This window comes from Ruficoccus amylovorans, assembly GCF_014230085.1.
Classification (GTDB): domain Bacteria; phylum Verrucomicrobiota; class Verrucomicrobiia; order Opitutales; family Cerasicoccaceae; genus Ruficoccus; species Ruficoccus amylovorans.
In genome coordinates this window covers 72,194-95,103 of the sequence record NZ_JACHVB010000014.1, presented here as the reverse complement: position 1 = coordinate 95,103, position 22,910 = coordinate 72,194, and the positions used below count along the sequence as shown (strand labels likewise).

Sequence of the window (22,910 nt, the reverse complement as noted above, 5' to 3'; positions counted from 1 at the left end):
GTTAAGGTACTTTATAACAAAAATCAACTACTCTGGGCGTCGTCTCTCAGCGTAAAGGAGAAGACACTTCCCTGCCCCGGTGTCGATTCGACCCAGATGTTCCCGCCGTGGCGCTCGACAATGCGCTTGCACAGGGCCAGGCCAATACCCGTGCCCGAATACTCGTCGCGTGTGTGCAGACGCTGGAAGATGATAAAAATCCGTTCGAAGTAGTCGGCCTCAATTCCGATGCCGTTGTCGCGCACGCTGACGGTCCAGGCATCACCCTCTTTGACTGCGCCGATGTGGACTTCCGGCCTACGCTCGCCCCGAAACTTGATCGCGTTTCCAATCAGGTTCTGCATGAGCATGGTGAGTTGACCGGAATCGCCATGTATCTCAGGCAAGGGATCGCAGGTGATCGTGGCGTCGCACTCCTTAATCAGCACGGCGAGGTTCTCCATCGCAGTCTTTAGCGGCTGCTCTAGATTGATCTTCTGCATTTCCTCGCCGCGCGTGCCGACCCGGGAGAATGCCAGCAGGTCCCGAATGAGCCGCTGCATGCGCTCCGCCCCCTCGACGGTGTGGTGGATAAACTCATCGGCCTTCGCGTCGAGCTTTCCTTCGTAGCGTTTTTTAAGTAACTGGGCGCAACCGGAAACCGCCCGCAAGGGCTCCTGCAAATCGTGCGAAGCGATGTAGGCGAACTGCTCCAGGTCCTTGTTCGAGCGGGCCAGACGGGCCGCCTGGCGCGCCAGCGTCTCGGCTACCTGCATACTCTCGGTGATGTCCGAACGTACCGCGACATATTTTTGCGGGCGGCCATCCGCCCCCATGAAGGGCACGATCGTTGTATCGACCCAATAGAAGTGGCCATCCTTGGCGCGGTTGCGGATCTTGCCATGCCAGATTTTTCCCTGCGTGATGGTCGCCCACAGTTCGCGCATGAAGTCCTTGGAGTGAAACGCCGAATTGAGCATGCGGTGGTCCTGCCCGATCAGTTCCTCACGCGCGTATTGAGAGATCGCGCAGAACTTGTCGTTCACGTAGGTAATTTTTCCCTTCGGGTCTGTGATGGCGACAATGGCGTGCTCGTCGAGGGCGGCTTTCAGGTTCTGAATCTCTCTCAGGCTTTCTTGCAGATCCTCCTCCATTCGCTTTTGCTCGGAGATGTTGCGAGCGATCCTCGAGATACCGATCCTCTTGCCCCGATCATCAAGCACCGACGAAACCATCACGGACACATCCAGCAAGCTTCCGTCTTTGTGTTGGCGCTTCGCCTCGAAATGACCATTGCGGGCTCCGCGCCGGATATTCTGGATGACATCCGCCTCATCGGCAAAGGCATCGTGCGGAATCAGTCTGGCCATCGTTTGGCCGATCATTTCCTGCGCCGTGTACCCGTACATTCTTTCCGCCGCGGCATTCCAGCTTGTGATCGTGCCATCCGCCGATTCGCTGACAATCGCCGCATCCGAAGATTCCACGATCGCGGCCAGGAGCGCGTCCGTATTGCCGGCTTTTGCCAGCAGCCTGTTCTGCTCCATCAGATCCGTGTGAGCGCGATTGAGAGAAGCGGCTTGCAGCCAGATGGAGACCCCGAAGGTGATAATTGTAATGATCGCAAACAGATCCACGATCATGACCGGGTCATAATAACCGGCCCGGGCTCCAGCAAGCAGCAGCCAACCGACGATAATAGGCAAAACTACCGCGACGGGGATCAAGCGCCGCGCCAGCCGCCCGCCCATCTTTTTGCTCGTGACCGTGGCGACGAAGCCCTTGTCCCAACTGGCCAGCAAAGTAGCAACCCCTAACATGACAAAAAGCAGCGATGTATGCACCGCCATAGAGGAGAACCAGAAGAACTTATAAAGCGAAGAAGCTGCCAGGATGTAGCCCGTCAGTCCAATCATTCCGCCAAACAGGCTGCCCATAGCCAAGGCTTGCCCCGGGACAACAAGCTTCGACTTGCCTGTGACCAGCAAAATCAACGCTGTGTCAATCAGGATAAAAGACAGCGCAGTCCCCGGCGACATCCGTCCGGGATCTTCTGCCAGCGGTGTATGCCGGTCGTGAACCACAAACTCGTCGATCCCCAGGCTGTGGCCGATCCAGTACTGCATCAGCGACGCCGACGCCAGCGCGAACCCAAGCCCCGCCAGCACTATCGCAGCCTTTTTCCAGCGCCCCAGCGCCATCCCGAACAGCGCTCCCGCGCTCAGGATGAAGCACAGGGCGGTATTAAACTTCATCGGAGCCAACCCCGGTAAAACACTTTTAAGCGCTGTGATGTCCGCGAACCATCCAAACAAAACAGCGACAGATACCGTTAAACTAATTACACCTAGTACGGTCGATTGCCGGGTATAGCAAACCATAAATTTGAGAGAGAGAGAAAGAGAGGGGTTGGCCTTATTGATTCAGCCGATGAGGGCAGTTTGACCTTTTTTTAACATCAGTCAAACATAAGCTGTTATACAATTAATTCCTTTAAAGGTATGACCTAACTGAGACTCACGTGCACGGGTCTTTATTCCCTAAAAGTGGAAAAACCGCTTCTCTCCAGGCAAGCGGAGATACTTCACCACTTAATAACATTGATCACGCGCAGCCCAAAGCATCACTGCCACGAGAAAACAAACAAACCCTATTCAAATAGAGACGTTAGTCACATGAACTGCTTTCGAGGCTCTATTTAAATATAGAGGACGAGCTTAAGTCGGCCTCATCAACCTCACCGGCTACCCGCGTGTCCCGGCATGACTGGAGTGCTGTCCGACGCCTGCCCCTGATCCGGCAGGGCGATTTCCCTGCGGATGGCCACCGCCGGGATGTCCATGAGCGCCACCGCGGTGTCCACCTGGATATCCATTGCTGGACTCAGCATGCATCGGGGTCAGGCAAGCCATCAGCATACGTTGGATAATCTTTATCCAGTAAGCCCCCGCCACAGTCAGCGCAAAAGCTCCGTCTTGGTCTACCGGAGATTTAATTAACCCGACTTCCATCCAGTTCTCAAGGAGCGGGGCCGCCCAGGCATGGGCTTGCTGCGGCCAGCGCGAAAGCGGAGGCAGTTCGCAGCGTTCGGCGGCTTCGGCCAGACGGGTCTTGAAGCGCTCCTCATCGCTCATCGGAGCGGTCGGAGCCAGGCAGCGCGCGGGGATGATGCCCTCGTTGATTTTCTCGGCGTAGGTATCGATGTTGCGCTCCATCATCATGGAGACGCGGCTGAGGTTGCCTCCGGCAGAGGAGCCGATGGGCAGGATGTCGGCGTTGCTCTTGGCCAGCCGATTGTAAACCGAACGCTCGCGCGAACCCCGCCGCCAGTGCTGCGGCGTAAAATGTTCGAAACCGTACCCGGCCAGCGCCTCGTGGGCCGCGCCAAACATCCGCGCCCGCTCGGCGCGCCCGAGCGGAGCCCCCAGCCGCCCCGACTCCACGGCCTTGGTCAGCGGGCTGTTGGGAAACTGGATCAACTCGTACAGGTCGAGGCCGTCGATGCGGGTCTCCTCGGCCAAAAAGCGCAAGTCCTCCCGCAACAGCTCCGGCGTCTGCCCCGGCAGGCCGAAGATCAGGTCGACGATCAGCACGGCCCCCGAGTCCGCCAGCGAGCCGAGGACTTTTAGCATTTCCTCGCGCCCGGCCAAACGCCCGAGACGGCGGCGCAGGGCCTCGTCCGTGCTCTGAATCCCGAGCGAGAAGCGATTGGCCCCGGCGTCACGCCAGGCTTTGACCTTGTCCGGGGTGAAGTCGCGGATGCGCCCCTCGATGGTGACCTCGGTCTCGTCCGAAATGGCGAAAAGGGACTTCAGGCGGCGCAGGACGCGGGCCAGGTCGGGCGCGTTGAGGTCGCTCGGTGTTCCGCCTCCGAAGAACACGGCATCCACCGGACGGCAAGCCGAGCCCTTGCCCAGCGCGTCCTCGACCAGTTCGAGATGCCGCATGAGCAGGTCCGCGTACCAGGCGCTGAAGGTGTCGTTACTGCGATTCTGGTAAAAGGGGCAGAACAGGCAACGGTGGCGGCAAAAGGGCACATGCACGTAAAGGGCCAGTGGCTTGCAGCTCCTCTCCGCGAACAGCCTCGGCGCCCACTCGGCGAAGGGCTTGTCCAGCATCCGCGCCCCCTGCATCGAGCGGCTGTGGTTCGGCACCTTGTCCGCGGCGACAAAGGCTTCTGTCAGTACGTCCGCTCCCACGGCCACGTAGCAGTCTTCCGGTTTCATCATCATCCCCATGTTCATTACCTGATAAAATCTGTAATTGAGTCCCGGTTTCAGTAAAATGCCATTACACTTCCCCTTCCAAGGCTTAAAAAACGCTTATAGCCAGCCAGCAAGTGGGCTTATTCCAGTCATAAGCCAGACTGCACCCTGCAAGCAGTCAAAAAGCCATCCTCCCGGTGCTATAGGCCGGCCTTGAAAAAACTGATCACCGCCTGCACCACCCCGGCCAGGCTCTCACCAGCCACCAGCCCGGCGGCGAGGACGATCAGGTACTTCGCGCTCCAGTGCTTCCAGAAGCGCTCGGCGATCACGCGCAGCATCGAGCCGATAAAAATCCCCAGGCTGATAAAAGGCGGAATGATAAACGCGAAGCCCAGGCTCGACGCGCTCGGCACCCAGTGACGGTGCCGTGGCGGCAACAGCGACTCCAGACAGGCCAGCACGACGCCGATCACCACGGCGACCACCACCGCCGGACCGCAGCCGTCCGGGATCGTGTCCAGCCCCTCTGCCAGGACTTCGGCCACGGCCTTCCAGGTGGCCACAGCGGGCGCGGGCCAGTCCTCGGTCAAGAGCATCTCCTGCGGGTTGGGGATCAGGATGAGGTAGGCGGCGCAGCCCGCCAGCGAACCGGCGAGGATACCGAACATCTGCGCCACGATCTGCGCCCGCAGGCTCGCACCGATGAGTTTACCCGTCTTGAGGTCGTGCAGCAGGTCGGAGCACTGCCCGGCAGCCCCGCCGGTGACGTTCGCGGTCATGAGGTTGACCGTGGTATTGGCCGGAGACAGAAAGCCGAAGGTCACCTGCGTGATCTTGCCCAGCGCGCCAATGGGTGGGATGCCCGTCTCCCCCGAGACGCGGGCCGCCACCACTGCCAGCAGGAACGACAGCCCGAAAGCCACCGTCCCCAGCCACAGCGGGATATTAAAAATCCACTGCTGCGCCACCACGCAAGAAACGAACGCCACCGCCACCATGACCATGAACCATTTTTTGGAAAAATACCGCGCACCGCCGGGCGCATTCGCGGCCTCGTCGGCGGCGCTTGTTTCCGGGTCGGTGTCCACGTAGCGGCCACGCCGGCGGGCGAGCTTTGCTTTGAAAATTTTCACCATCGACAGAGCGAACGAAGTCAGCGCCCCGGCGACCATCAGGCTCACCCCCGGCCACAGCAACCACTCCAGCATGACCTCGTACCAACTCAGCCCGCCGAGTGCCGGTTGCGCCCAGCCACGCGCCAGCAACTGCTCCGGCAACGCCATCCACGCGATCAACGTCCCGAGCAGAAGCGACACCCCCACGCGCGGCCCCACGATGGCCCCGAACCCCAGCAGCAGGAGCGAGGGTTGCAACTCAACGCCGAGCGCGCGCCAGCTCACCCGCTCGACACCCTGCGCGGCGACATTAGCCGGAGCCTTGAAGCCCCAGTTCGCCGGCGGGCCGAGATTCGGCAGCGTCTTGATAAACGCCCCATAAAGAAAGATCCCTCCCGAAAGCACCCCGGCCCCGAGCAGCGCCCGCACGCGGGAAGCAGCCTCCCGCCCCCGCGCGTAGATTTCGGTGATCGTCTCGGCCGTGGCCACGCCATTGGGGAACGGCAAGCCCTCGCGCTCCAGCATCTGGCGGCGCACTGCCAGCGCGCAGGCGATTCCGGCGAAGCTCACCGTAAACACCCACAAAGCCAGCACCGGGTAGGACATTTCATGCCCCGTGATAAGCGTCAGCGCCGGGATGGGCGCGACCAGCCCGGCGGACAAAATCGAGGCCGCCGAAGACGCTGCTGTCTGGTTGATATTGTTCTCCAGCAAGCCCCAGTGCTTCGCCGCACCGAAGCGGTGCAGGCCGTTCCACCACGCGTAGCTCAACAACGCGGCGGCGATGGACATGTTAAACGAAAAGCCGATACGCAGGCCGGTATAAATGTTACACGGGGCAAGCAGCGCTCCCAACACAAAGCCGGTAACGATCGCGCGGACGGTCAGTTGTCTTTCCGGAGCCGGGGCCATCCCGCAGACATAGACTAGATGAGCCTCGCAAGGCAAGGGCAACCTGTAAGGCTCATCAAATCAGGCTTTTCAGCCATTAGCCTTTGACACATCCAAACGCCTGTGAGATGGTTACCGTGACTATCGTCCGGCGCTCCCTTCGCCCGGACACTCTCACCTCATTATGTGTGGAATAAGCGGAATCATGCAATTTAACGGACGTGCGCCCGACCCGGCGCAGGTCGCACGAATGATGGATACGATGGTCCCCCGGGGACCTGACGGTGACGGCCTGGTGGCTCGCGGAGCGACTGTGCTCGGCCACCGGCGGCTCAAGATTATCGACTTGAGCGAGGCCGCCCAACAGCCGATGGTGGACGCCGATCTGGGCCTCACCATCGTCTACAACGGTGCCATCTACAACTACCCGGAACTGCGCACCGAACTGGAGGGCAAGGGCTACCGCTTCTTCAGCCACGGCGACACCGAGGTCATCATCAAGGCCTTCCACGCCTGGGGGGCGGACTGCGTCAAGCGGCTCAACGGCATGTTCGCCTTTGCCATTCTGGAGCGCGATAGCGGACGGATCACCCTGGCCCGTGACCGGCTCGGGATCAAGCCCTTGTACTACACCAAGGACGCATCCTGCCTGCGCTTTGCCTCCACCCTGCCCGCCCTGCTGGCGGCGGGCGGCGTGGACACCTCGCTCGACCCTGTAGCGCTCAACCACTACATGACATTCCATTCGGTGGTTCCCCCCGAGCGTACCATTCTCAACGGCGTCAAAAAGCTCCCTCCGGCCACCGTGGCCATCGTCGATCCGGACGGAAAAATGACGCAGCGTCCGTATTGGGATATCCAATACGGGGCGCGTGAGGAGGAAAAGAATTTCAGCCAGTCCGACTGGGAAGACGCCACGCTCGATGTTATGCGCCGCGCCGTCAAGCGCCGCCTCGTGGCCGACGTGCCGGTCGGCGTTCTGCTCTCCGGCGGCCTCGACTCCAGCCTGATCGTGGGCCTGCTGGCCGAGCACAGCAGCCAGCAGATTGAGACCTTTTCCATCGGCTTCGAGTCGGTGGGCGGCGAGTCCGGCGACGAGTTCAAATACTCCGACGTGATCGCCCGGCACTTCCAGACCAGCCACCACCAACTCCCTATCGACTCGACCCGCGCCCTGCCCGCCCTCAAGAGCTGCATCGCGCAAATGTCCGAGCCGATGGTCAGCCACGACAACGTGGGATTCTACCTGCTCTCGCAGGAGGTGGCGAAGTTCGTCAAAGTCGTTCAGAGCGGCCAGGGTGCAGACGAGATTTTCGGCGGCTACCACTGGTACCCGCCTATGATGAGCGCCACCGACCCGCTCGCCAGCTACGCCCAGGCATTCTTCGACCGCGACTACACCGAGTACTGCGAGGTGGTGGAGAAAAAGTGGCAGCAGGGAGACTTCGCCCGCGAGTTTGTCAAGGAACACTTCGAACGCCCCGGCGCGGACGCCGCTATCGACAAGGCCATGCGCCTGGACGCTCAGGTCATGCTGGTGGACGACCCGGTCAAGCGCGTGGACAACAACACTATGGCCGCTTCGCTGGAGGCCCGCGTGCCCTTCCTCGACCACGAGGTCGTGGAGTTCGCGGCCCGCGTCCCCCCCGAACTGAAAATCAAGGACGGCGGCAAGTACGTACTCAAGGAAGCCGCCCGGCGCGTCATCCCGGCCGAGGTCATCGACCGCCCGAAGGGCTACTTCCCCGTCCCCGCCCTCAAGTACCTGCGCGGCGAGTTCCTCGAACTGGCCCGCGACGCTCTGTGCAACGACACCGCCCGCAGCCGAGGCCTTTTCCAGCCCGCCTACGTGGACAAGCTCCTGGCCTCGCCCGAGGATCACATCACGCCGCTGCGCGGCTCGAAGCTTTGGCAGCTCTCGCTGCTGGAGCTGTGGCTCCAGTCTCACGGCATCGGCTGACGATACCGTAGTCTTTTTCCGATACGTAGTTAAAAACCACTACCGCCATGGAAGTCATCCAGACCAAGCCCGGCACGATCCTGCAATGCGGCTGGGGCCGCCTGCTGTTCGCCGACACCTTTCCCTCTCCCGAGTCTCTGGCCGAGGCCATTCTCTGCGAGCGCGACGACCAGCGCGACATCGCGCTGTACCTGCTGGACCCGCACCTGGTCCTCAACTGCGCCCCGCAGCAGATATTCCTCGACCCCTCAAACACCTACCGGCTTGATTTCAGCAAGTACAAGCCGCCCGCGCACGAACCCGCCGGATTCGAGATTCGCGAGGTCATGCACAAGGAGGACCTGGACGAGGTCAACCGCATCTACTCGGCGCTTAACATGGTGCCGGTGGACAAGGAATACGTCTGGAAGGAGCGCGCCCAGGAAGCCTTTACCTACTTCGTCGCGGTCCAGAGCGACACACGCGAAATCATCGGCGCAACCATGGGCGTGGACCATAAATGCTGCGGCGAGCACATGCCCGAGCGGTGCAGCCTGTGGGCGCTGGCGGTGGACCCCCGCGCGGAGCTGCCCGGCGTCGGACTGGCGCTGGTTGACCACCTGATCCGGTACTACGGCAAGCGCGGGCGAACCGGCATGGATGTATCCGTCATCCATGACAACATAAAAGCCCAGCGCCTGTACGAGAAGCTCGGCTTCGAGCGCATCTACATCTTTGCCGCCAAGCGCCGCAACCGCATCAACGAGCGACTCTTCGTCGGCGCGCCCGCCCCCGAGGGCTACAACCCGTACGCCGCCATTATCATTAATGAAGCCCTCCGGCGCGGCGTTGCGGTGGACCCGCTCTCGCCCGAGCGCGGGTACTTCAGGCTCAGCCTGGGAGGGCGCAGCGTCACCTGCTGGGAGTCGCTGAGCGAGCTGACCAGCGCCATCGCACTCAAGCGGGCCGAGGACAAGCAGTTCACCCGCGAGCTTCTGAACGCCGAAGACCTTTGCACCCCCGATCAGATCATGGCTGGCGATCCGCGCCGTGAACTGCGCTTTCTCAACACGCACAAGAGTGTCGTCGTCAAGCCGCTCCACGGCGAGCAGGGCCAGGGCATCTCCGTGGACGTGCGCTCGGAGGAGTCGCTGAAAAAGGCCATCGACAAGGCGCGCGTGCATGACGACGCTGTATTGATCGAGCAATACGTCGAGGGTCAGGACCTGCGCGTCATCGTCATCAACCAGGAGGTCGTGGCCGCCGCCGTGCGCCGCCCGCCGAGTGTCACAGGCACCGGCACACACACCGTGCGCGACCTGATCGAACGCCTCAGCCGCCGCCGCTCCGCCGCCACCGGCGGGGAGAGCACAATCCCGCTCGACGACGAGACCGAGCGCTGCGTGCGCATGGCCGGCTACGCGCTCGACGACGTGCTGGAAAAGGAATTGTCCATCCCCGTGCGCAAGACCGCCAACCTCCACACCGGCGGCACCATTCACGATGTCACGGAGCAGCTTCACCCGGTACTGGCCGACGCCAGCATCCGCGCCGCCCGTGCGCTCGACATCCCGGTGGTGGGCCTGGACCTCATCGTGACCTCGCCCGACCGGCCCGAGTACGTCTTCATCGAGGCGAACGAGCGTCCCGGCCTCGCCAACCACGAACCGCAGCCGACCGCAGAGAAGTTCATCGACTTTCTTTTCCCGCAGACGGTTACTCCCCCTGCGCCCGGCGCTTGAAACGCCCGCGCGAGCACGTATATTGTCCCGCACACTCATGAGTAAAAAGCAACCGGACGGCCCCGACACCGATTACCTGCAACAGGTTCTGCTCAGGCTTCTGGGCATTCACAGCCCCTCGGGCTATACCGACCCGATCGTGCGCGAGCTGTGCAACGAACTGGACGCGCTCGGACTACCCTACGAACTGACACGCCGGGGCGCGGTTCGCACCACCCTGCCCGGTCGGGCCTACAGCCCGGACCGCGCTATCGTCGGTCACGTCGATACGCTCGGGGCAATGGTCAAATCTCTCAAGGACAACGGCCGCGTTGGACTCGTGCCGGTCGGTACGTGGTCGGCACGCTTCGCTGAAGGGGCCCGGGTTTCGCTCTACACTGACAGCGGCATTCACCGCGGGACGATTCTCCCGCTGAAGGCCTCGGGGCATACCTTCAACGACGCCATCGACACCCAGCCCGGCGTCTGGGAAAACCTCGAACTTCGCATAGACGAAGATTTCGCCAGCCGTGAGGATTTGATCAAAGGCGGCGTGCAGGTCGGAGATTTCGTTGGGGTGGATTCGCAGGCCGAGCTTTTGCAGAACGGCTATCTCAACTCCCGTCACCTCGACGATAAGGCCGGCGTGGCAGCCATGCTCACGGCGGCCAAATACATCATGGACCACAAGATCGAGCTGCCCGTCGAGTGCCACCTGCTCTTCACCATCTCCGAGGAGGTCGGTTCGGGCGCGTCCGCCGTGCTCCACGGGGACGTGGCCGAAATGGTCTCCATCGACAACGGCACCGTCGCTCCCGGCCAGAACTCCAGCGAACACGGCGTGACCATGGCCATGGCCGACTCGACCGGCCCCTTCGACTACCACCTGACGCATCACCTGCTCAACCTGTGCGCCAAAAACACCATCCCGCACCAGCGCGATGTTTTCAAATACTACCGCTGCGACAGCTCCTCGGCGCTGGAGGCGGGCAACGACATCCGCACCGCGCTTGTCACCTTCGGGGTTGACGCCTCGCACGGCTACGAGCGCACGCACCTGGACGCGCTCACCAGCGTCACCCGGCTCATCATCGCGTACTGCCAGACGCATCTGGTTTACCAGAAGCAGCGCTCGCAACTCGGCTCGCTCAAAACCTTCCCACAGGTGCGCAAGACTGATGTGCCTTTGACTCAGCTTGAGCAGACCGAGTCTCAGGCTCAGATCCCGCCCTCCGCGCCGGAACAAAAACCGCAGGCATCCTCCAAGTCCCCACGGAAAAAATAAGCGTATACTCTGCCAAGAAAATCGCCGTCTGGACTAGCCTTTTCCGTCTCATGTGATAATTAATAACCATGATGCAGTACGCGAAACTGGCCGGAATCAGTGCGCTCATCGTGGCGGTCGTGCTCGGGTTTATCCTGCTGGGCCGCGATGACGACGAGCAGCAAATCCACCGCCGTCTCGACAAGCTGGAGCAGCTTGGCTCCAAGCCCGCCAACGAAACCCAGTTGCAGAGCCTGGGAGCGGCCAGGCAGATCGCGGACTTTTTCACCGAGGATGCCGAGGTCCGGCTCATCCCGCAGCTTTCCCGCACGACTGATCGCAAAGAACTGACCGGGGCGATGGCTGGCATCCGCACCCGGGTCAGCAGCTCGGACGTCAGCCTGGGCAACCGCACGGTCAATGTCTCCGAGGACGGGCAGCGAGCCTCTGTTCTGCTCACTGCCACGGCCACCGTCGTTATCGGGGGCGACAGTGAGCGCCACAAGGACCGCTATCTCATCGAGTGGCAAAAGGTGGACGGCGACTGGCTCATCTCCCGCGTCCAGCCCGCCAACGACTGAGCTCCAGCATTCACTCGCGGCATGGACACACTGTGTCAGGCCGACGTAACAATGTAATACGGCAGGCTTCCTGTATCCGTCGGCAACTACATCCTTAGCGCGTGTCCGCGCTGATCAACCGGACCTGCGTAAAAACCGTGGCATAAACGAAACGCGGCACTGTTCATCGTATTTTTTGCTCATCTTCTCCACGTTTTTCTTGGGCGCTGACTTGAGAGTCTTGTGATTTCTGGCTATATTCTCAGCGAACCCTCAAGGCGTTTGCGCGTCTCACCCCCTGCAACGCAAGGTCCCGCTATGAACTTACTCCGTTGGCTACCCTGGCGCTATTTTCTCCGGCGTGCCACCACCCGGCACGGCTTCCTCGATCCGTTCGCTTTCATGGCGCGGCTCAGGCAATTTTCACAACCCTCCGAGGTGCAGGAGCCGATGGAGTTGCTCCGGGCCGGAGCCGCCTTCCACGCGCGCGGACTCATCAACACCAAGGTCATCCAGAACAACCTCGACTGGATCTGGCCCTACTGGATCGCGCGGCAGTTCAACCCGCGCGACGTGTCCTTCATCCCGCGTGCGTTTTCCTTCAGCCACATCAACCTCACCCACCGCAACTGGACCGCGGTCGGCCTGCCGGGCGAGGAGGCGCTGGCGCTGGTCGATCCGCGCGGACTCGTCACGCCTTTTCACGACGGCTGGTCCATCGACCACTGGTTTGTGGCCGACGACGGGCGGCGCGTCCTACCTGCCTACACCGCCGAGGCCGAGCAAGTCCTGCTCATGGGCGACCAGCATCAGGTGCTGACCGAGGTAAACACCGCCGTCGCCCGGCTCTCGCTCAACACCGGGATCACCCGCAAGGCCGGGCACCCCACCCTGCTCACTCAGGCGGGCTTGCGCGCCGAAGCCGACGGTTGGCTGGTCGTGGCCATCCGCCCGAGCAACCCCGAGGGCGTGCGCTTCGTCGATGAGATTGCCCGCGAGGGCAGCACTTTTACCGTCAATGAAAACCACCGACTCCACCTGGAGCATCCGCCGGAGCGCGTCGTCATGTCGGACTACCACCGGGGCGATGTCGGCCGGGCGCTGGCCGATCCGCACCGGCTCGACACAGCGCAGACCTGCCCCGCGGGGCTGGCCTCGGCGGCGGCGGCCTGGCGCGTCCGCGCCCACGAGGTTTTCACCACCTCCTACCAGATCCCGCTCGAAGCCACCGAACACCGCCGCACGGTTGCCTTCCCGAACTGGGAGAGCTTCAATCGCCAACGCACGAAGCTGGAGATCCCGGACACACGGATGCGGGAGGTTTTTGAAAGTTCGCAACACACACTCGCACTACTGGCCGAGCCGGAGATCGTTCCCGGCCCTTACACTTACCGGCGGTTCTGGTTCCGCGACGCCTGCCTGATGGCCAACGCCTTTCTCGGCAACAACGACGCGGAAACCGTCCGGCGCACGCTGGCCACCTTCACCGACCGGCAGCGGCACGACGGCTACTTCCACTCACAGGAGGGCGAATGGGACTCCAACGGACAGGTTTTGTGGATCGTGGACCGCTGGGAACAACTCACCGGCCAACAGCTCGATGCCCCGGACCACAAGTCCCTGCTCAACGCGGCCCGCTGGATCGTGCGTAAGCGCAAGTCTTCCGACTCGAAGCACCCCGGCCTGTTTCCGGCAGGCTTCAGCGCCGAGCACCTCGGGCCGAATGACTACTACTACTGGGACGACTTCTGGGGCATTGCCGGGCTGCGCTGCGCTGCCGCGATTTTCGCCCGACGCGGCGAGAACGCATTGGCCGATGAGTTCCGGCGTGAAGCCACCGCATTTGAAAAGGACCTGCGGGCCAATATCGAAGCCCTCCCCGAGCGCCGCACTCACGGCGGCATACCCGCCTCACCGCACCGGAGGATGGACTCAGGAGCGGTCGGCTCGATGGTGGTCGATTACCCGCTGGAGCAGACCTTTCTGCCCGACGAGCGCATCACGCGCACCGCCAACTGGCTCTGGCAGCACTGCTTCCTGGAGGATGCGTTCTTTCAGGACATGATCCACTCCGGCCTCAACATCTACCTCTCGCTGGCGCTGGCCCAGACCTTCCTGCGCCGGGGCGACGAGCGCTGCCGCCGCATCGTCAAGGCCTGCACGCGCCTCGCCTCCCCCACCGGCAAGTGGCCCGAAGCGGTCCACCCACGCACGCTCGGCGGCTGCATGGGCGACGGCGAGCATGGCTGGGCCGCCGCCGAATGGTGCGAAATGATGCGCGCGCTCTTTATCCGTGAGAGCGAGGACGGACTCATTCTGGGCGAAGGGCTTTTCCCTGAATGGTTTGAGGCCGACGAGCCGATGGCCTACGGACCCACACTGACACGTTTCGGCCCGGTCACGCTCGAACTGGAACCGCTCGACGGCCAATGGCAGCTCCGCATCCTCGGAGAGTGGCGCGACAAGGCCCCGCGCCTGCAAGTGCGGATTCCGGGATTCACCGGGCAGGACTTGCCGGGCGGGACCAAAGCGCTCATATTGTCGCGCAATTACACCAGCCCAACGGGGCAAACTTCGCCCGCCCAAACCGCTCGCTAAACGCCCTCCCCCTCAACACCGCCACCGATGAAAATCGCCATGTTCACCAACACCTACCCGCCGCATGTCGGCGGGGTCGCCCGCTCGGTCTCCACGCAGGTCGAGTGGCTCCAGGCCCACGGGCACGAGACGCTCGTCATCGCCCCGGAGTTTCCGGACATCCCCGAGGGAGAGGAGCCCGGCGTCCTGCGCGTGCCGGCTATCCAGAATTTCAACGGCTCTGACTTCTCGGTGCGGCTGCCGCTGGGGCTGGACGCCGTAAACCGGATCGAAGCCTTTGCACCCGACATAGTGCACTCGCATCACCCCTTCCTGATGGGCGACTCAGCCCTGCGTATCGCCTATCAGGAGGGCCGTCCGCTGATCTTTACCCATCACACGCGCTATGAGGACTACGCGCACTACATCCTCGAGGACTCCGACGCCCTCAAGGCGCTGGCCCGGGAAATCGCGCTCAACTACTCCAGCCTCGCGGACCTCGTGGTCGCCCCCAGCGCGAGCATCGAGCAGATGCTGCTGGAGCGCGAACTCAAGCAGCCCATCCGTGTCATCCCCACCGGGATCGACCCGGAGCGCTTCCGCCCCGCCGAGCCGCAGGCCGTGCGCGAACGCCTGGGCATCCCCGCCGATGCCTTCACCCTCGGGCACGTGGGGCGGCTCGCCCCGGAGAAAAACCTTCCCTACCTGATGGAAGCGGTGACCGCCTTTTTAAGGAAAAACGAGAGCTGCCACTTCCTCGTCGTCGGCTACGGCCCTGAGGAGGAAAAAATGCGCGCCAGCGCCGAAAAAGCCGGAATCGGCCCGCGCTGCCATTTCGCCGGGAAGCTGGAAGGGCAGGACTTGGCCGACGCCTACCACGCGTTGGACCTGTTTGTTTTTTCCTCCAAGTCCGAGACTCAGGGCATGGTACTGGCCGAAGCCATGACCTGCGGCAAGCCGGTCGTCGCCCTCGACGCACCCGGCGCGCGTGAAGTCGTCCGCGACGGTTCCAATGGCCGTCTGCTCGCCGGTGACGCCAGCCCCGAGCAGTTCGCCGAGGCCGCCGACGAGCTTTACCAACGCCTCCGCAACGGCTCGCCGGAGGACAGAAACGCCCTCGAAGCCAGTCTGCGAGAGACCGCCGAGGCCTTCTCACTCGACGCCTGCATGGGCCGCATGTGCGAACTGTACGCGGAGGCCATAGCGGACTACGGCAGCGCTGGAACGCTTAGCGGCTGGGAGAAATTCCTCGGTCGCTGCGAGGCTGAATGGCGGCTGGCCCTCGAAAAAGCCGCTTCCGCCGGAGCCGCGATCTGGTCCTGAGCCGATAGAAGTTCCTCGCTATTTTCGCCTCGCTGGTCTTCTCTGTTAATCATGTCAGCAAGTGAGAGCCAGCAGCGCGGGTGCCTGTTTGTCGCTACCGGCAAGGACGCCTTCCTGCGGGAGGCGATCTACAACGCCCGGCAGGTCAGCAAATACATGCCGGGCCTGCCCATCGCCCTGTGCACCGAGTTGACCACCGAGCGGCCCAAGCCCTTTTCCACCCTCATTCACCTTGAGGACGGCACGGCCAACGCGCACAAGCTCAAGGCCCGCAGCCTGTTGCTCAGCCCCTTCGAGCAGACGCTCTTTCTCGACACCGACGCCTTTGTACAGGCCCCGCTCTGGGAGCTGTTCTCGCTGCTGGAGGAGGCGGATATATGCATCGCCAAGGACTGCGATGTGGACTGGAACCAGAGTTGGGAGTTAAAATCGCTCAGCGGGGGCGCGCACTACAATACCGGCGTCTTCGCCTACCGCCGTTCTCCGGCCTGCGAGGCCTTCCTGAAGCTCCTGCAAGACCTCATCTGCGAGCATGATGATGCCGACATGTGGGCCGGGCACTTCGGCGATCAGCATTTTTTCAACCACATCCTGGAGTCCGGGCGACCGGAGGCCACGGCCTTGCGCCTGACCCCGATCCCCAATACCGTCTATAATGTCCGCCCCTGGATGGAGGATGAAATGCGCCGGCAGGGATTGCTCGGGCAGGCGAAAATCCTCCACATGCGCACCGCGATGACCGGGCCATTGACCGCGAAGAAATGCCTCCCCCGCCTGAAAACCAAACTCGCCCTGCGCACCCGCCTGAAGCGTCTGCTTGGCCGGGGCCCTGCTTGAGAAATTTTTCCGGGGGTCAGCTGCCCCGGTCCCGAGACTGACAGATTGCTGCTCCAACGGCCCCAACCGGACACCGAAAAAACCCGGCCCACCAGGGACCGGGTTCAAACTCTCAACCGGACTGGCCGGTAGAACTGATAAAAAGCTTACTGATTCTCGTAGCGCTGGCGCAGCATGTTGCTGAACGCCGAAGCCTTGTTCTTGCGGCGCTTCACCTCCGAGGGCTTCTCGAAATAGCGGTTGGCACGGACGTCGCGGATGATACCTTCGCGGTCCAGCTTCTTCTTGAGGCGGCGGAGAGCCTTCTCCATGGTCTCGCCTTTGCGGATTCTGACTTCTACGGGCATGTGGATTGATTAAAATTCGTTTTCGGGAAAAGCGGAGATAAAGACCCTTTCGCACCGGGGCGTCAAGGTTTTTATCACACCTAATTTACCCGATTTGCCATTCTCCTCCTCCCGGTGCGAATAACCCGGCGAACAACTTCTGTTGACCGGGGCTTGAAAAGCGGTGGGAGGCGGAGGTAAAGTGGCGGTTTCCCCGTAGAAAAGCGAGCCGCATGTGCAAAGATAAAGAATTCGTCCATCTCCACGTCCACACCGACTACAGCCTGCTCGACGGGTGCAGCCGCGTTGACCGCCTGTGCCAGCGGGCCGAGGAGCTGGGCATGAAGGCCCTTTCCATCACCGACCACGGGGTGCTTTTCGGGCTGGCGAGCTTCTTCAAACAGGCCAAGAAATACGGCATCAAGCCCCTGCTGGGCTGCGAAATCTACCTCGTTTACGACGACCACCTCGGCGCTACCAACGAAGAGCGCGCCAAACAGAAAAGCTACCACATGGGCCTGCTGGCCCGGAATTTCCAGGGTTACCAGAACCTGACCCGCCTCGTCTCCAAGGGGCACACGGAGGGGTTTTACCGTAACCCGCGCGTCAGCCTGACCGATCTCTACAACCACCGCGAGGGGCTGATCGCGTTCAGCGGGTGCCTGGCGGCGGTCATCCCGCAGTTTCTCATGGCCGGGGACTACGAGTCGGCCCGCCAGGCGTGCGGGAAGTTCGTGGACATGTTCGGGAAGGAGTTTTTCATCATCGAGCTGATGGACCACGGGCTCAAGGAGCAGCAGGCCATCATCCCCGACCTGCTCAAGCTCGCCACTGAGTTCGACCTCAAAGTCGTGTGCACCAACGACGTGCACTACGTCAACGCCTCCGACCACCAGCCACACGATTCGCTGCTGTGCATCCAGACCGGCTCGCGCCTCTCTGAGGAAAATCGCCTGCGCTACGGTTCGCAGCAGTTTTACCTGAAAAGCCGGGAAGAAATGGAGCGCGTCTTCAAGGAACGCCCCGACTCGCTCACCAATACCACCGCCGTGGCCGAGATGTGCGACGTGAAGCTGCCCTTCGGCGAGGACCACTACCCGGTTTACGAGAAGCCCGCCGAACTCAGCTACCAGCCCGACCCGGCGAACTTCGACCGCGTGCTCGACATCTACGTCGAGCGCAAGAACACCGTTCTCACCCGCGAGGGCAAGGAAACCATCGCGCTCGACGAGGATGCGCGGGAAAAATTCCGCAGCAACGGCCTCTACCTTTTCCACCTGTGCAAGCAGGGTCTTCAGGAGCGCTACGGCGTGAACTACGACGAGGTCCACCAACTGGAGGAACTGGGCAAACAGCTCGACGGCGACGCCGACAAGCACGCCGAGGCGCTCAAGCTTTGCGACCAACTCGACTACGAGCTGGCCATCATCACGGGCACCGGCTTCGTGGACTACTTCCTCATCGTGTGGGACTTTATCAAGTGGGCGCGCGACCGGGGCATCCCGGTCGGACCGGGCCGCGGTTCGGGCGCCGGCTGCATGGTCGCCTACGTGTTAAAAATCACCGACATCGACCCCTTCCGCTTCGGCCTGCTCTTCGAGCGCATGCTCAACCTGGAGCGCGTCTCGCCGCCGGACTTTGACGTGGACTTCTGCATGCGCCGCCGCGACGACGTGGTCAACTACGTGCGCGACAAGTACGGCCGTGACCGCGTGGCCAACATCATCACCTTCGGCACCTTCGGGGCCAAGATGATCGTGCGCGACCTGGCCCGCATCAACGACCTGACCTTCGCCGAGGGCGACAAGCTGGCCAAGATGATCCCGGACGAGCTGAACATCTCCCTCGACGACGCCGTGGCCAAGTCCGGCGAACTCCAGAGCGAGATCAAGCACAACCCCATCGCCAAGCGCATCATCGAGGAGGGCAAGGTGATCGAGGGCATGACCCGCAACACCGGCAAGCACGCCTGCGGGGTCATCATCGCCGACCAGCCGATCACGAACCTGATCCCCGTCACCCTGCAGGAAGGCGACCTCACCACGCAGTACCCCAAGGGCCCCAGCGAGGACCTCGGCCTACTCAAGATGGACTTCCTCGGCCTGAAGACCCTGACCGTCATTTCCGACGCCCAGGAGAACGTCCGCCAGTTGCCCGGCCAGGAGGACTTTGACATCGAAAAGGTCAGCCTGGAGGACCCGGCCACCTTCCAGCTTCTGAAGGACGCCAAGACCGTCGGCGTCTTCCAGCTTGAGTCCGGCGGGATGCAGGCGCTTTGCCGCCAGCTTGAGACCAGCAGCATCGACGAGATTGTGGCGCTTATCGCCCTCTACCGTCCCGGCCCGATGCAGTTTATCCCGCAGTACATCAAGGGCAAAAAAGATCCCTCGACCATGCAGGTCCCCCACCCGCTCCTCAAGGAACTGGTCGAGGAAACCTACGGTGTGCTCGTCTATCAGGAGCAGGTCATGCAGTCCGCGCAGATCATCGCCGGGTACACGCTCGGTGGCGCCGACATTCTCCGGCGCGCCATGGGCAAAAAGATCAAGGAGGTCATGGATGCCCAGAAGGAAATCTTCATCACCGGCGCGAAGGAGACCAACAACATCGACCGTCGCAAGGCCGAGGAAATTTTCGCCATTCTGGAGAAGTTCGCGCAGTACGGTTTCAACAAATCGCACTCCGCCGCCTATGCCATGCTCAGCTACCGCACGGCTTACCTGAAGGCGAACTTCCCGTGCCAGTTCATGGCCGCCGTGCTCTCCTCCGAGCTGGGTAACGCGGACAAGGTTTCCCACTTCATCGAGGAGTGCGAAAACCTCAACATCGAGGTGCTCGGCCCCGACATCAACGAGTCGCGTCTCATGTTCACCCCGGTCAAGGACGAGCACAAGGGCGACGAGGCCGCCTGGAGCATCCGCTTCGGCCTGGCCGCGATCAAAGGCGTGGGCGACGCCGCCGCCCGCATCATCCTGGCCGAACGCGACAAAAACGGCCCCTTCACCGATTTCCACGACTTTATCACCCGCACCGCCGATGCCGCCGTCAACCGCCGCGTGGTCGAGTGTCTGGTCAAGACCGGAGCCTTCGACTACTGCGGCGTGGACCGCGGGCACCTGCTCGCCGCCGTCGAGCAGGTCATCAACGAGGTGGCCGACCTCGCCCGTGACCGCGAGGCCGGCCAGGCCAACATGTTTGACATGCTCATGGACGACAGCGACGGCGCGGACGATTCCGGTCCCGGCCACAGTGCCATCCGCACCGACGGCCCGCCCATGCCCATGGCCGAAAAACTCCAGTACGAAAAGGAACTGCTGGGCTTCTACGTCTCCGGGCACCCGATGAACGAGTTCCACGGCCTCGACGACATTATCAACAACCTCATCCCCGGCGAGGACCTCAAGCTGTGCGACCGCCAGAGCTTCCGCCTCTGCGGCGTGGCGCTCAACATCAACAAGCGCCTCACCCGTAAGGACAACCGCCCGTGGGCCTTTTTCACCCTGGCCACCCGTAAGGCCTACTACCAGATCAACGCCTTCCCGGACGCCTTTGAAAAGTACGCGCAGAACCTGGCCGAAGACGGCAAGATCGTGCTCGTCGAGGGCGAGATCCGCTACGACGAGGAGCGCGGCGAGACCCGGCTCAACGCCAACTACATCGGAGCCATGTCCGCCGAATCCGCCGCCGCCTACGTCACCGCCGCCACCCTTTACACCGGCACCGAAGACGCTCCGCTGGCCGACCTCGCCCGCTTTCTGCGCGAACTGGTGGATACCAACGAGAGCGGCGGCACGAAGCTGCGGCTGGCTGTCATGGTCAACGAAGACGAGGCGCTCTACTTCGAGAGCCCCGACTACGTAGCCTGTAAGCTCGTGCCCCAGCTTTACGAGAAGCTCAAAAAGCACCCCGCCGTCCGCCGCATCGAGCTCGACTCCCGCCCCCTCCGCGAGCCCGAACGCCCCAAGTGGGAACGCTCCAAAAAATAGTGCGTGGCCGCACGGGACGTTGAGGGGCTGCGCCCCTACGGAGCCAGAAAGGCTCCTGTGCGTGGCCGCATGGGACGTTGAGGGGCTTCGCCCCTACGCCGCCAAAAAGGCGGCTACCCCGGAGCGTGGCTGTACTGGGCCATGAAGGCCGTCACCCCCTATGCGGCAAAAGGCCGAATGGCTAAATGATTAATTGGTTAATTGTTATTTCCTACGTTCCGCATCCAACAATTAGCAATTGGCCATTTAGCCATTATGGCTACAGTATTTTTAAAACACTCTAAAAGCCCCCCAAGGGCACTTCGGTTAACCTCCCATCGGCGATGATTGTACGCCATTGAGGTGAGAGACTTTTGGTTTTGTGCTGCGTGCGAAGTTTCCTTGCGCAAAACCTGAAGTGCTCTCGTCTCGCTTCCGGGAGGTTAACCAAAGTGCCCAGAGGTTTTTCTGCCCCCGTCTGAATATTCCAGCGGGGTTAAATTGAACTTAACGCTACCAGAGTGCCCCGTATCCGGGGTTGCTGCTTTCTATGACGCGAATATCAGCAACCCCGGAAGGAGGACTCAAAGGTTGGAACTGAGCCAACTCGGCCGGGCTTAGAAGATGTAGCCCTTGGCCAGTTCGGTGTAGGCTTCCACCTGGGCCTTTTCCCAGGCCTCGTCCTTGCCCAGTTCCTTCGCCATGAGCGCGGCCACCACCGGGGCGACCTCGATCGAGACGCGGGCGTTGAGCAGGAGCGAACGTGTACGCCGGGCGAGCACGTCTTCCACCGTACGGGCCATTTCCTCCCGCACCTGCCAGACGACTTCTCCCCTCTGATAGGGCAGGTCGGCGTGCAGCGGCTCCTTCAGCGCAGGATTTTCCTTCATCAAGTCCTCAATCTTGAGCGCATCCGAGCCATAGAGGGCGAGGTTCGGCTTGTCCGAGGTGGCGCGGGTCCAGCCATGAATGTGCATTTCCTCGGTCTCGCAGCGGCGGTCCGCCAGCCCGCCCAGTGTCTGCGCCTGGTCGATGACGTCCTCGGCCATCTTGCGGTAGGTGGTCCATTTGCCGCCGGTCAGGGTGATGAGACCGCTACCGCTGATGATGATGCTGTGGTCGCGCGAGAGCGCCGCCGTGTCCGTGCCGTCTCCAGCTTTGACCAGCGGGCGCAACCCGGCGAAAATACTCAACACGTCGTCCGGCGTGGGGTCGGTGCTCAGGTACTTGCACGCGTGGGTGAAGACAAACTCGCGTTCCTCTTCCAACGCGCGCGGCTCCAGGCTATGCTGGTGCAGCGGCGTATCCGTCGTGCCGACGACCACGCGGTCATGCCACGGCACGGCAAAGAGCACGCGCCCGTCCGCCGTCTTTGGGATCATGATGGCGGCATCACCCGGCAGGAAGCGCTTGGGCAACACGATGTGGATACCTTGGCTCACGGCGATAATTTCCTTGGCCTTCGGGTCGTCCATCTGGCGCAGGTCGTCGGCGAAGACGCCCGTCGCGTTGATGACGGTTTTCCCGCGCACAGTGAACTGCTTACCGGTCTCCTGGTCCACAACCTCGACACCGGCGACGACATCATTTTCCTTCACCAGCCCGACGCAACGGCAATAGTTAAGCATGGCCGCGCCAAGCGCCTCGGCGGTCTGCGCGAGGTTCACGGCGAGGCGCGAGTCGTCGAACTGCCCATCGTGGTAAATGACGCCGCCGACGAGACTCTCCTGCTCCACCGTCGGAATCTGCTCGATGGTTTCCTTGCGGCTGAGGTGGTGCGAAGGGGCTAATCCGAGGCGACCGGCGAGTTGGTCATAGACCTTCATGCCGATGCCATAGAAGGGGCCTTCCCACCAGGAGTAGTTCGGAATGACAAACGCCTGCGAACGCACCAGATGAGGGGCGTTCTGGGTCAGGCGGCCACGTTCGCGCAGGGCTTCGAGCACGAGGGAGACGTTGCCCTGCTGGAGGTAGCGCACGCCGCCATGCACCAGCTTGGTCGAACGGCTGGAAGTGCCCTTGGCGAAGTCCGCCTGCTCGAAGAGCGCGACGCTGTGTCCGCGCGAGGCGGCATCGACTGCCGCCCCCAGGCCGGAGGCACCGCCCCCGATGATAATGACGTCAAAGGGCTTGTCCGCGGACTGGGCCCGGTCGAGAGAGGTTGAGCGTTTCATAGATAATGTCTTTCTTCTGTCGTTAAGTGGT

The 22,910-nt window shown here is 62.2% G+C and carries 13 protein-coding genes; 8 read left to right on the top strand and 5 right to left on the bottom strand.

The window, feature by feature from the left end; all coding sequences use genetic code 11:
• Window positions 1-23 precede the first annotated feature (23 nt).
• The 3 genes from H5P28_RS04920 to H5P28_RS04910 form a co-directional block, all read right to left on the bottom strand.
• On the bottom strand, window positions 24-2,234 hold the full coding sequence (locus H5P28_RS04920) for a sensor histidine kinase (protein WP_185674604.1): 2,211 nt from the start codon (window positions 2,232-2,234) through the stop codon (window positions 24-26).
• Window positions 2,235-2,723: 489 nt separating this feature from the next.
• Window positions 2,724-4,211 carry a radical SAM protein gene (locus H5P28_RS04915; RefSeq protein WP_185674603.1) on the bottom strand — a complete coding sequence of 496 codons (1,488 nt, stop codon included), beginning with the start codon at window positions 4,209-4,211 and terminating at the stop codon, window positions 2,724-2,726.
• Window positions 4,212-4,384: 173 nt separating this feature from the next.
• Entirely contained in the window at window positions 4,385-6,214 is a 1,830-nt protein-coding gene (locus H5P28_RS04910; RefSeq protein WP_185674602.1) for an OPT family oligopeptide transporter, read from the bottom strand.
• Between the two features lie 163 nt (window positions 6,215-6,377).
• Between H5P28_RS04910 and H5P28_RS04905 the strand changes: the two genes are divergently transcribed.
• The 7 genes from H5P28_RS04905 to H5P28_RS04875 all read left to right on the top strand — a co-directional run bounded on the left by H5P28_RS04905 (window position 6,378) and on the right by H5P28_RS04875 (window position 16,414).
• The gene (locus H5P28_RS04905; RefSeq protein WP_185674601.1) at window positions 6,378-8,153 is read left to right on the top strand and encodes an N-acetylglutaminylglutamine amidotransferase; all 1,776 of its coding nucleotides are present in this window, start codon (window positions 6,378-6,380) and stop codon (window positions 8,151-8,153) included.
• 47 nt (window positions 8,154-8,200) lie between these two features.
• Window positions 8,201-9,874 (top strand): N-acetylglutaminylglutamine synthetase, encoded by a 1,674-nt coding sequence (ngg, locus tag H5P28_RS04900; RefSeq protein WP_185674600.1) that lies wholly within the window; start codon window positions 8,201-8,203, stop codon window positions 9,872-9,874.
• A gap of 37 nt (window positions 9,875-9,911) precedes the next feature.
• Window positions 9,912-11,138 (top strand): osmoprotectant NAGGN system M42 family peptidase, encoded by a 1,227-nt coding sequence (locus tag H5P28_RS04895; RefSeq protein WP_185674599.1) that lies wholly within the window; start codon window positions 9,912-9,914, stop codon window positions 11,136-11,138.
• A 68-nt stretch (window positions 11,139-11,206) separates the two neighbouring features.
• Entirely contained in the window at window positions 11,207-11,698 is a 492-nt protein-coding gene (locus H5P28_RS04890) for a nuclear transport factor 2 family protein (protein ID WP_185674598.1), read from the top strand.
• Between the two features lie 297 nt (window positions 11,699-11,995).
• A complete protein-coding gene (locus H5P28_RS04885) occupies window positions 11,996-14,275 on the top strand; it encodes a hypothetical protein (RefSeq protein WP_185674597.1) in 2,280 nt (759 codons plus the stop codon).
• Window positions 14,276-14,302: 27 nt separating this feature from the next.
• The gene (locus H5P28_RS04880; RefSeq protein ID WP_185674596.1) at window positions 14,303-15,577 is read left to right on the top strand and encodes a glycosyltransferase; all 1,275 of its coding nucleotides are present in this window, start codon (window positions 14,303-14,305) and stop codon (window positions 15,575-15,577) included.
• Window positions 15,578-15,628: 51 nt separating this feature from the next.
• Window positions 15,629-16,414: a glycosyltransferase family protein gene (locus H5P28_RS04875; protein WP_185674595.1), complete on the top strand. Its 786-nt coding sequence runs from the start codon at window positions 15,629-15,631 to the stop codon at window positions 16,412-16,414.
• 146 nt (window positions 16,415-16,560) lie between these two features.
• Here the strand turns inward: H5P28_RS04875 and rpsU are convergent, their stop codons facing one another.
• Entirely contained in the window at window positions 16,561-16,761 is a 201-nt protein-coding gene (rpsU, locus tag H5P28_RS04870; RefSeq protein ID WP_185674594.1) for a 30S ribosomal protein S21, read from the bottom strand.
• A 212-nt stretch (window positions 16,762-16,973) separates the two neighbouring features.
• Between rpsU and dnaE the strand changes: the two genes are divergently transcribed.
• Window positions 16,974-20,726 carry a DNA polymerase III subunit alpha gene (gene dnaE / locus H5P28_RS04865; protein ID WP_185674593.1) on the top strand — a complete coding sequence of 1,251 codons (3,753 nt, stop codon included), beginning with the start codon at window positions 16,974-16,976 and terminating at the stop codon, window positions 20,724-20,726.
• A gap of 596 nt (window positions 20,727-21,322) precedes the next feature.
• Here dnaE and H5P28_RS04860 read toward each other — a convergent pair.
• Window positions 21,323-22,879, bottom strand: coding sequence for a glycerol-3-phosphate dehydrogenase/oxidase (locus H5P28_RS04860; RefSeq protein ID WP_185674592.1), 1,557 nt, complete (start codon window positions 22,877-22,879; stop codon window positions 21,323-21,325).
• Window positions 22,880-22,910 lie beyond the last annotated feature (31 nt).

Coding starts and splice junctions, on each gene's coding strand:
- H5P28_RS04920 (WP_185674604.1), bottom strand. CDS start 2,234: ATGAAGTTTAATACCGCCCTGTGCTTCATCCTGAGCGCGGGAGCGCTG.
- H5P28_RS04915 (WP_185674603.1), bottom strand. CDS start 4,211: ATGATGATGAAACCGGAAGACTGCTACGTGGCCGTGGGAGCGGACGTA.
- H5P28_RS04910 (WP_185674602.1), bottom strand. CDS start 6,214: ATGGCCCCGGCTCCGGAAAGACAACTGACCGTCCGCGCGATCGTTACC.
- H5P28_RS04905 (WP_185674601.1), top strand. CDS start 6,378: ATGTGTGGAATAAGCGGAATCATGCAATTTAACGGACGTGCGCCCGAC.
- ngg (WP_185674600.1), top strand. CDS start 8,201: ATGGAAGTCATCCAGACCAAGCCCGGCACGATCCTGCAATGCGGCTGG.
- H5P28_RS04895 (WP_185674599.1), top strand. CDS start 9,912: ATGAGTAAAAAGCAACCGGACGGCCCCGACACCGATTACCTGCAACAG.
- H5P28_RS04890 (WP_185674598.1), top strand. CDS start 11,207: ATGATGCAGTACGCGAAACTGGCCGGAATCAGTGCGCTCATCGTGGCG.
- H5P28_RS04885 (WP_185674597.1), top strand. CDS start 11,996: ATGAACTTACTCCGTTGGCTACCCTGGCGCTATTTTCTCCGGCGTGCC.
- H5P28_RS04880 (WP_185674596.1), top strand. CDS start 14,303: ATGAAAATCGCCATGTTCACCAACACCTACCCGCCGCATGTCGGCGGG.
- H5P28_RS04875 (WP_185674595.1), top strand. CDS start 15,629: ATGTCAGCAAGTGAGAGCCAGCAGCGCGGGTGCCTGTTTGTCGCTACC.
- rpsU (WP_185674594.1), bottom strand. CDS start 16,761: ATGCCCGTAGAAGTCAGAATCCGCAAAGGCGAGACCATGGAGAAGGCT.
- dnaE (WP_185674593.1), top strand. CDS start 16,974: ATGTGCAAAGATAAAGAATTCGTCCATCTCCACGTCCACACCGACTAC.
- H5P28_RS04860 (WP_185674592.1), bottom strand. CDS start 22,879: ATGAAACGCTCAACCTCTCTCGACCGGGCCCAGTCCGCGGACAAGCCC.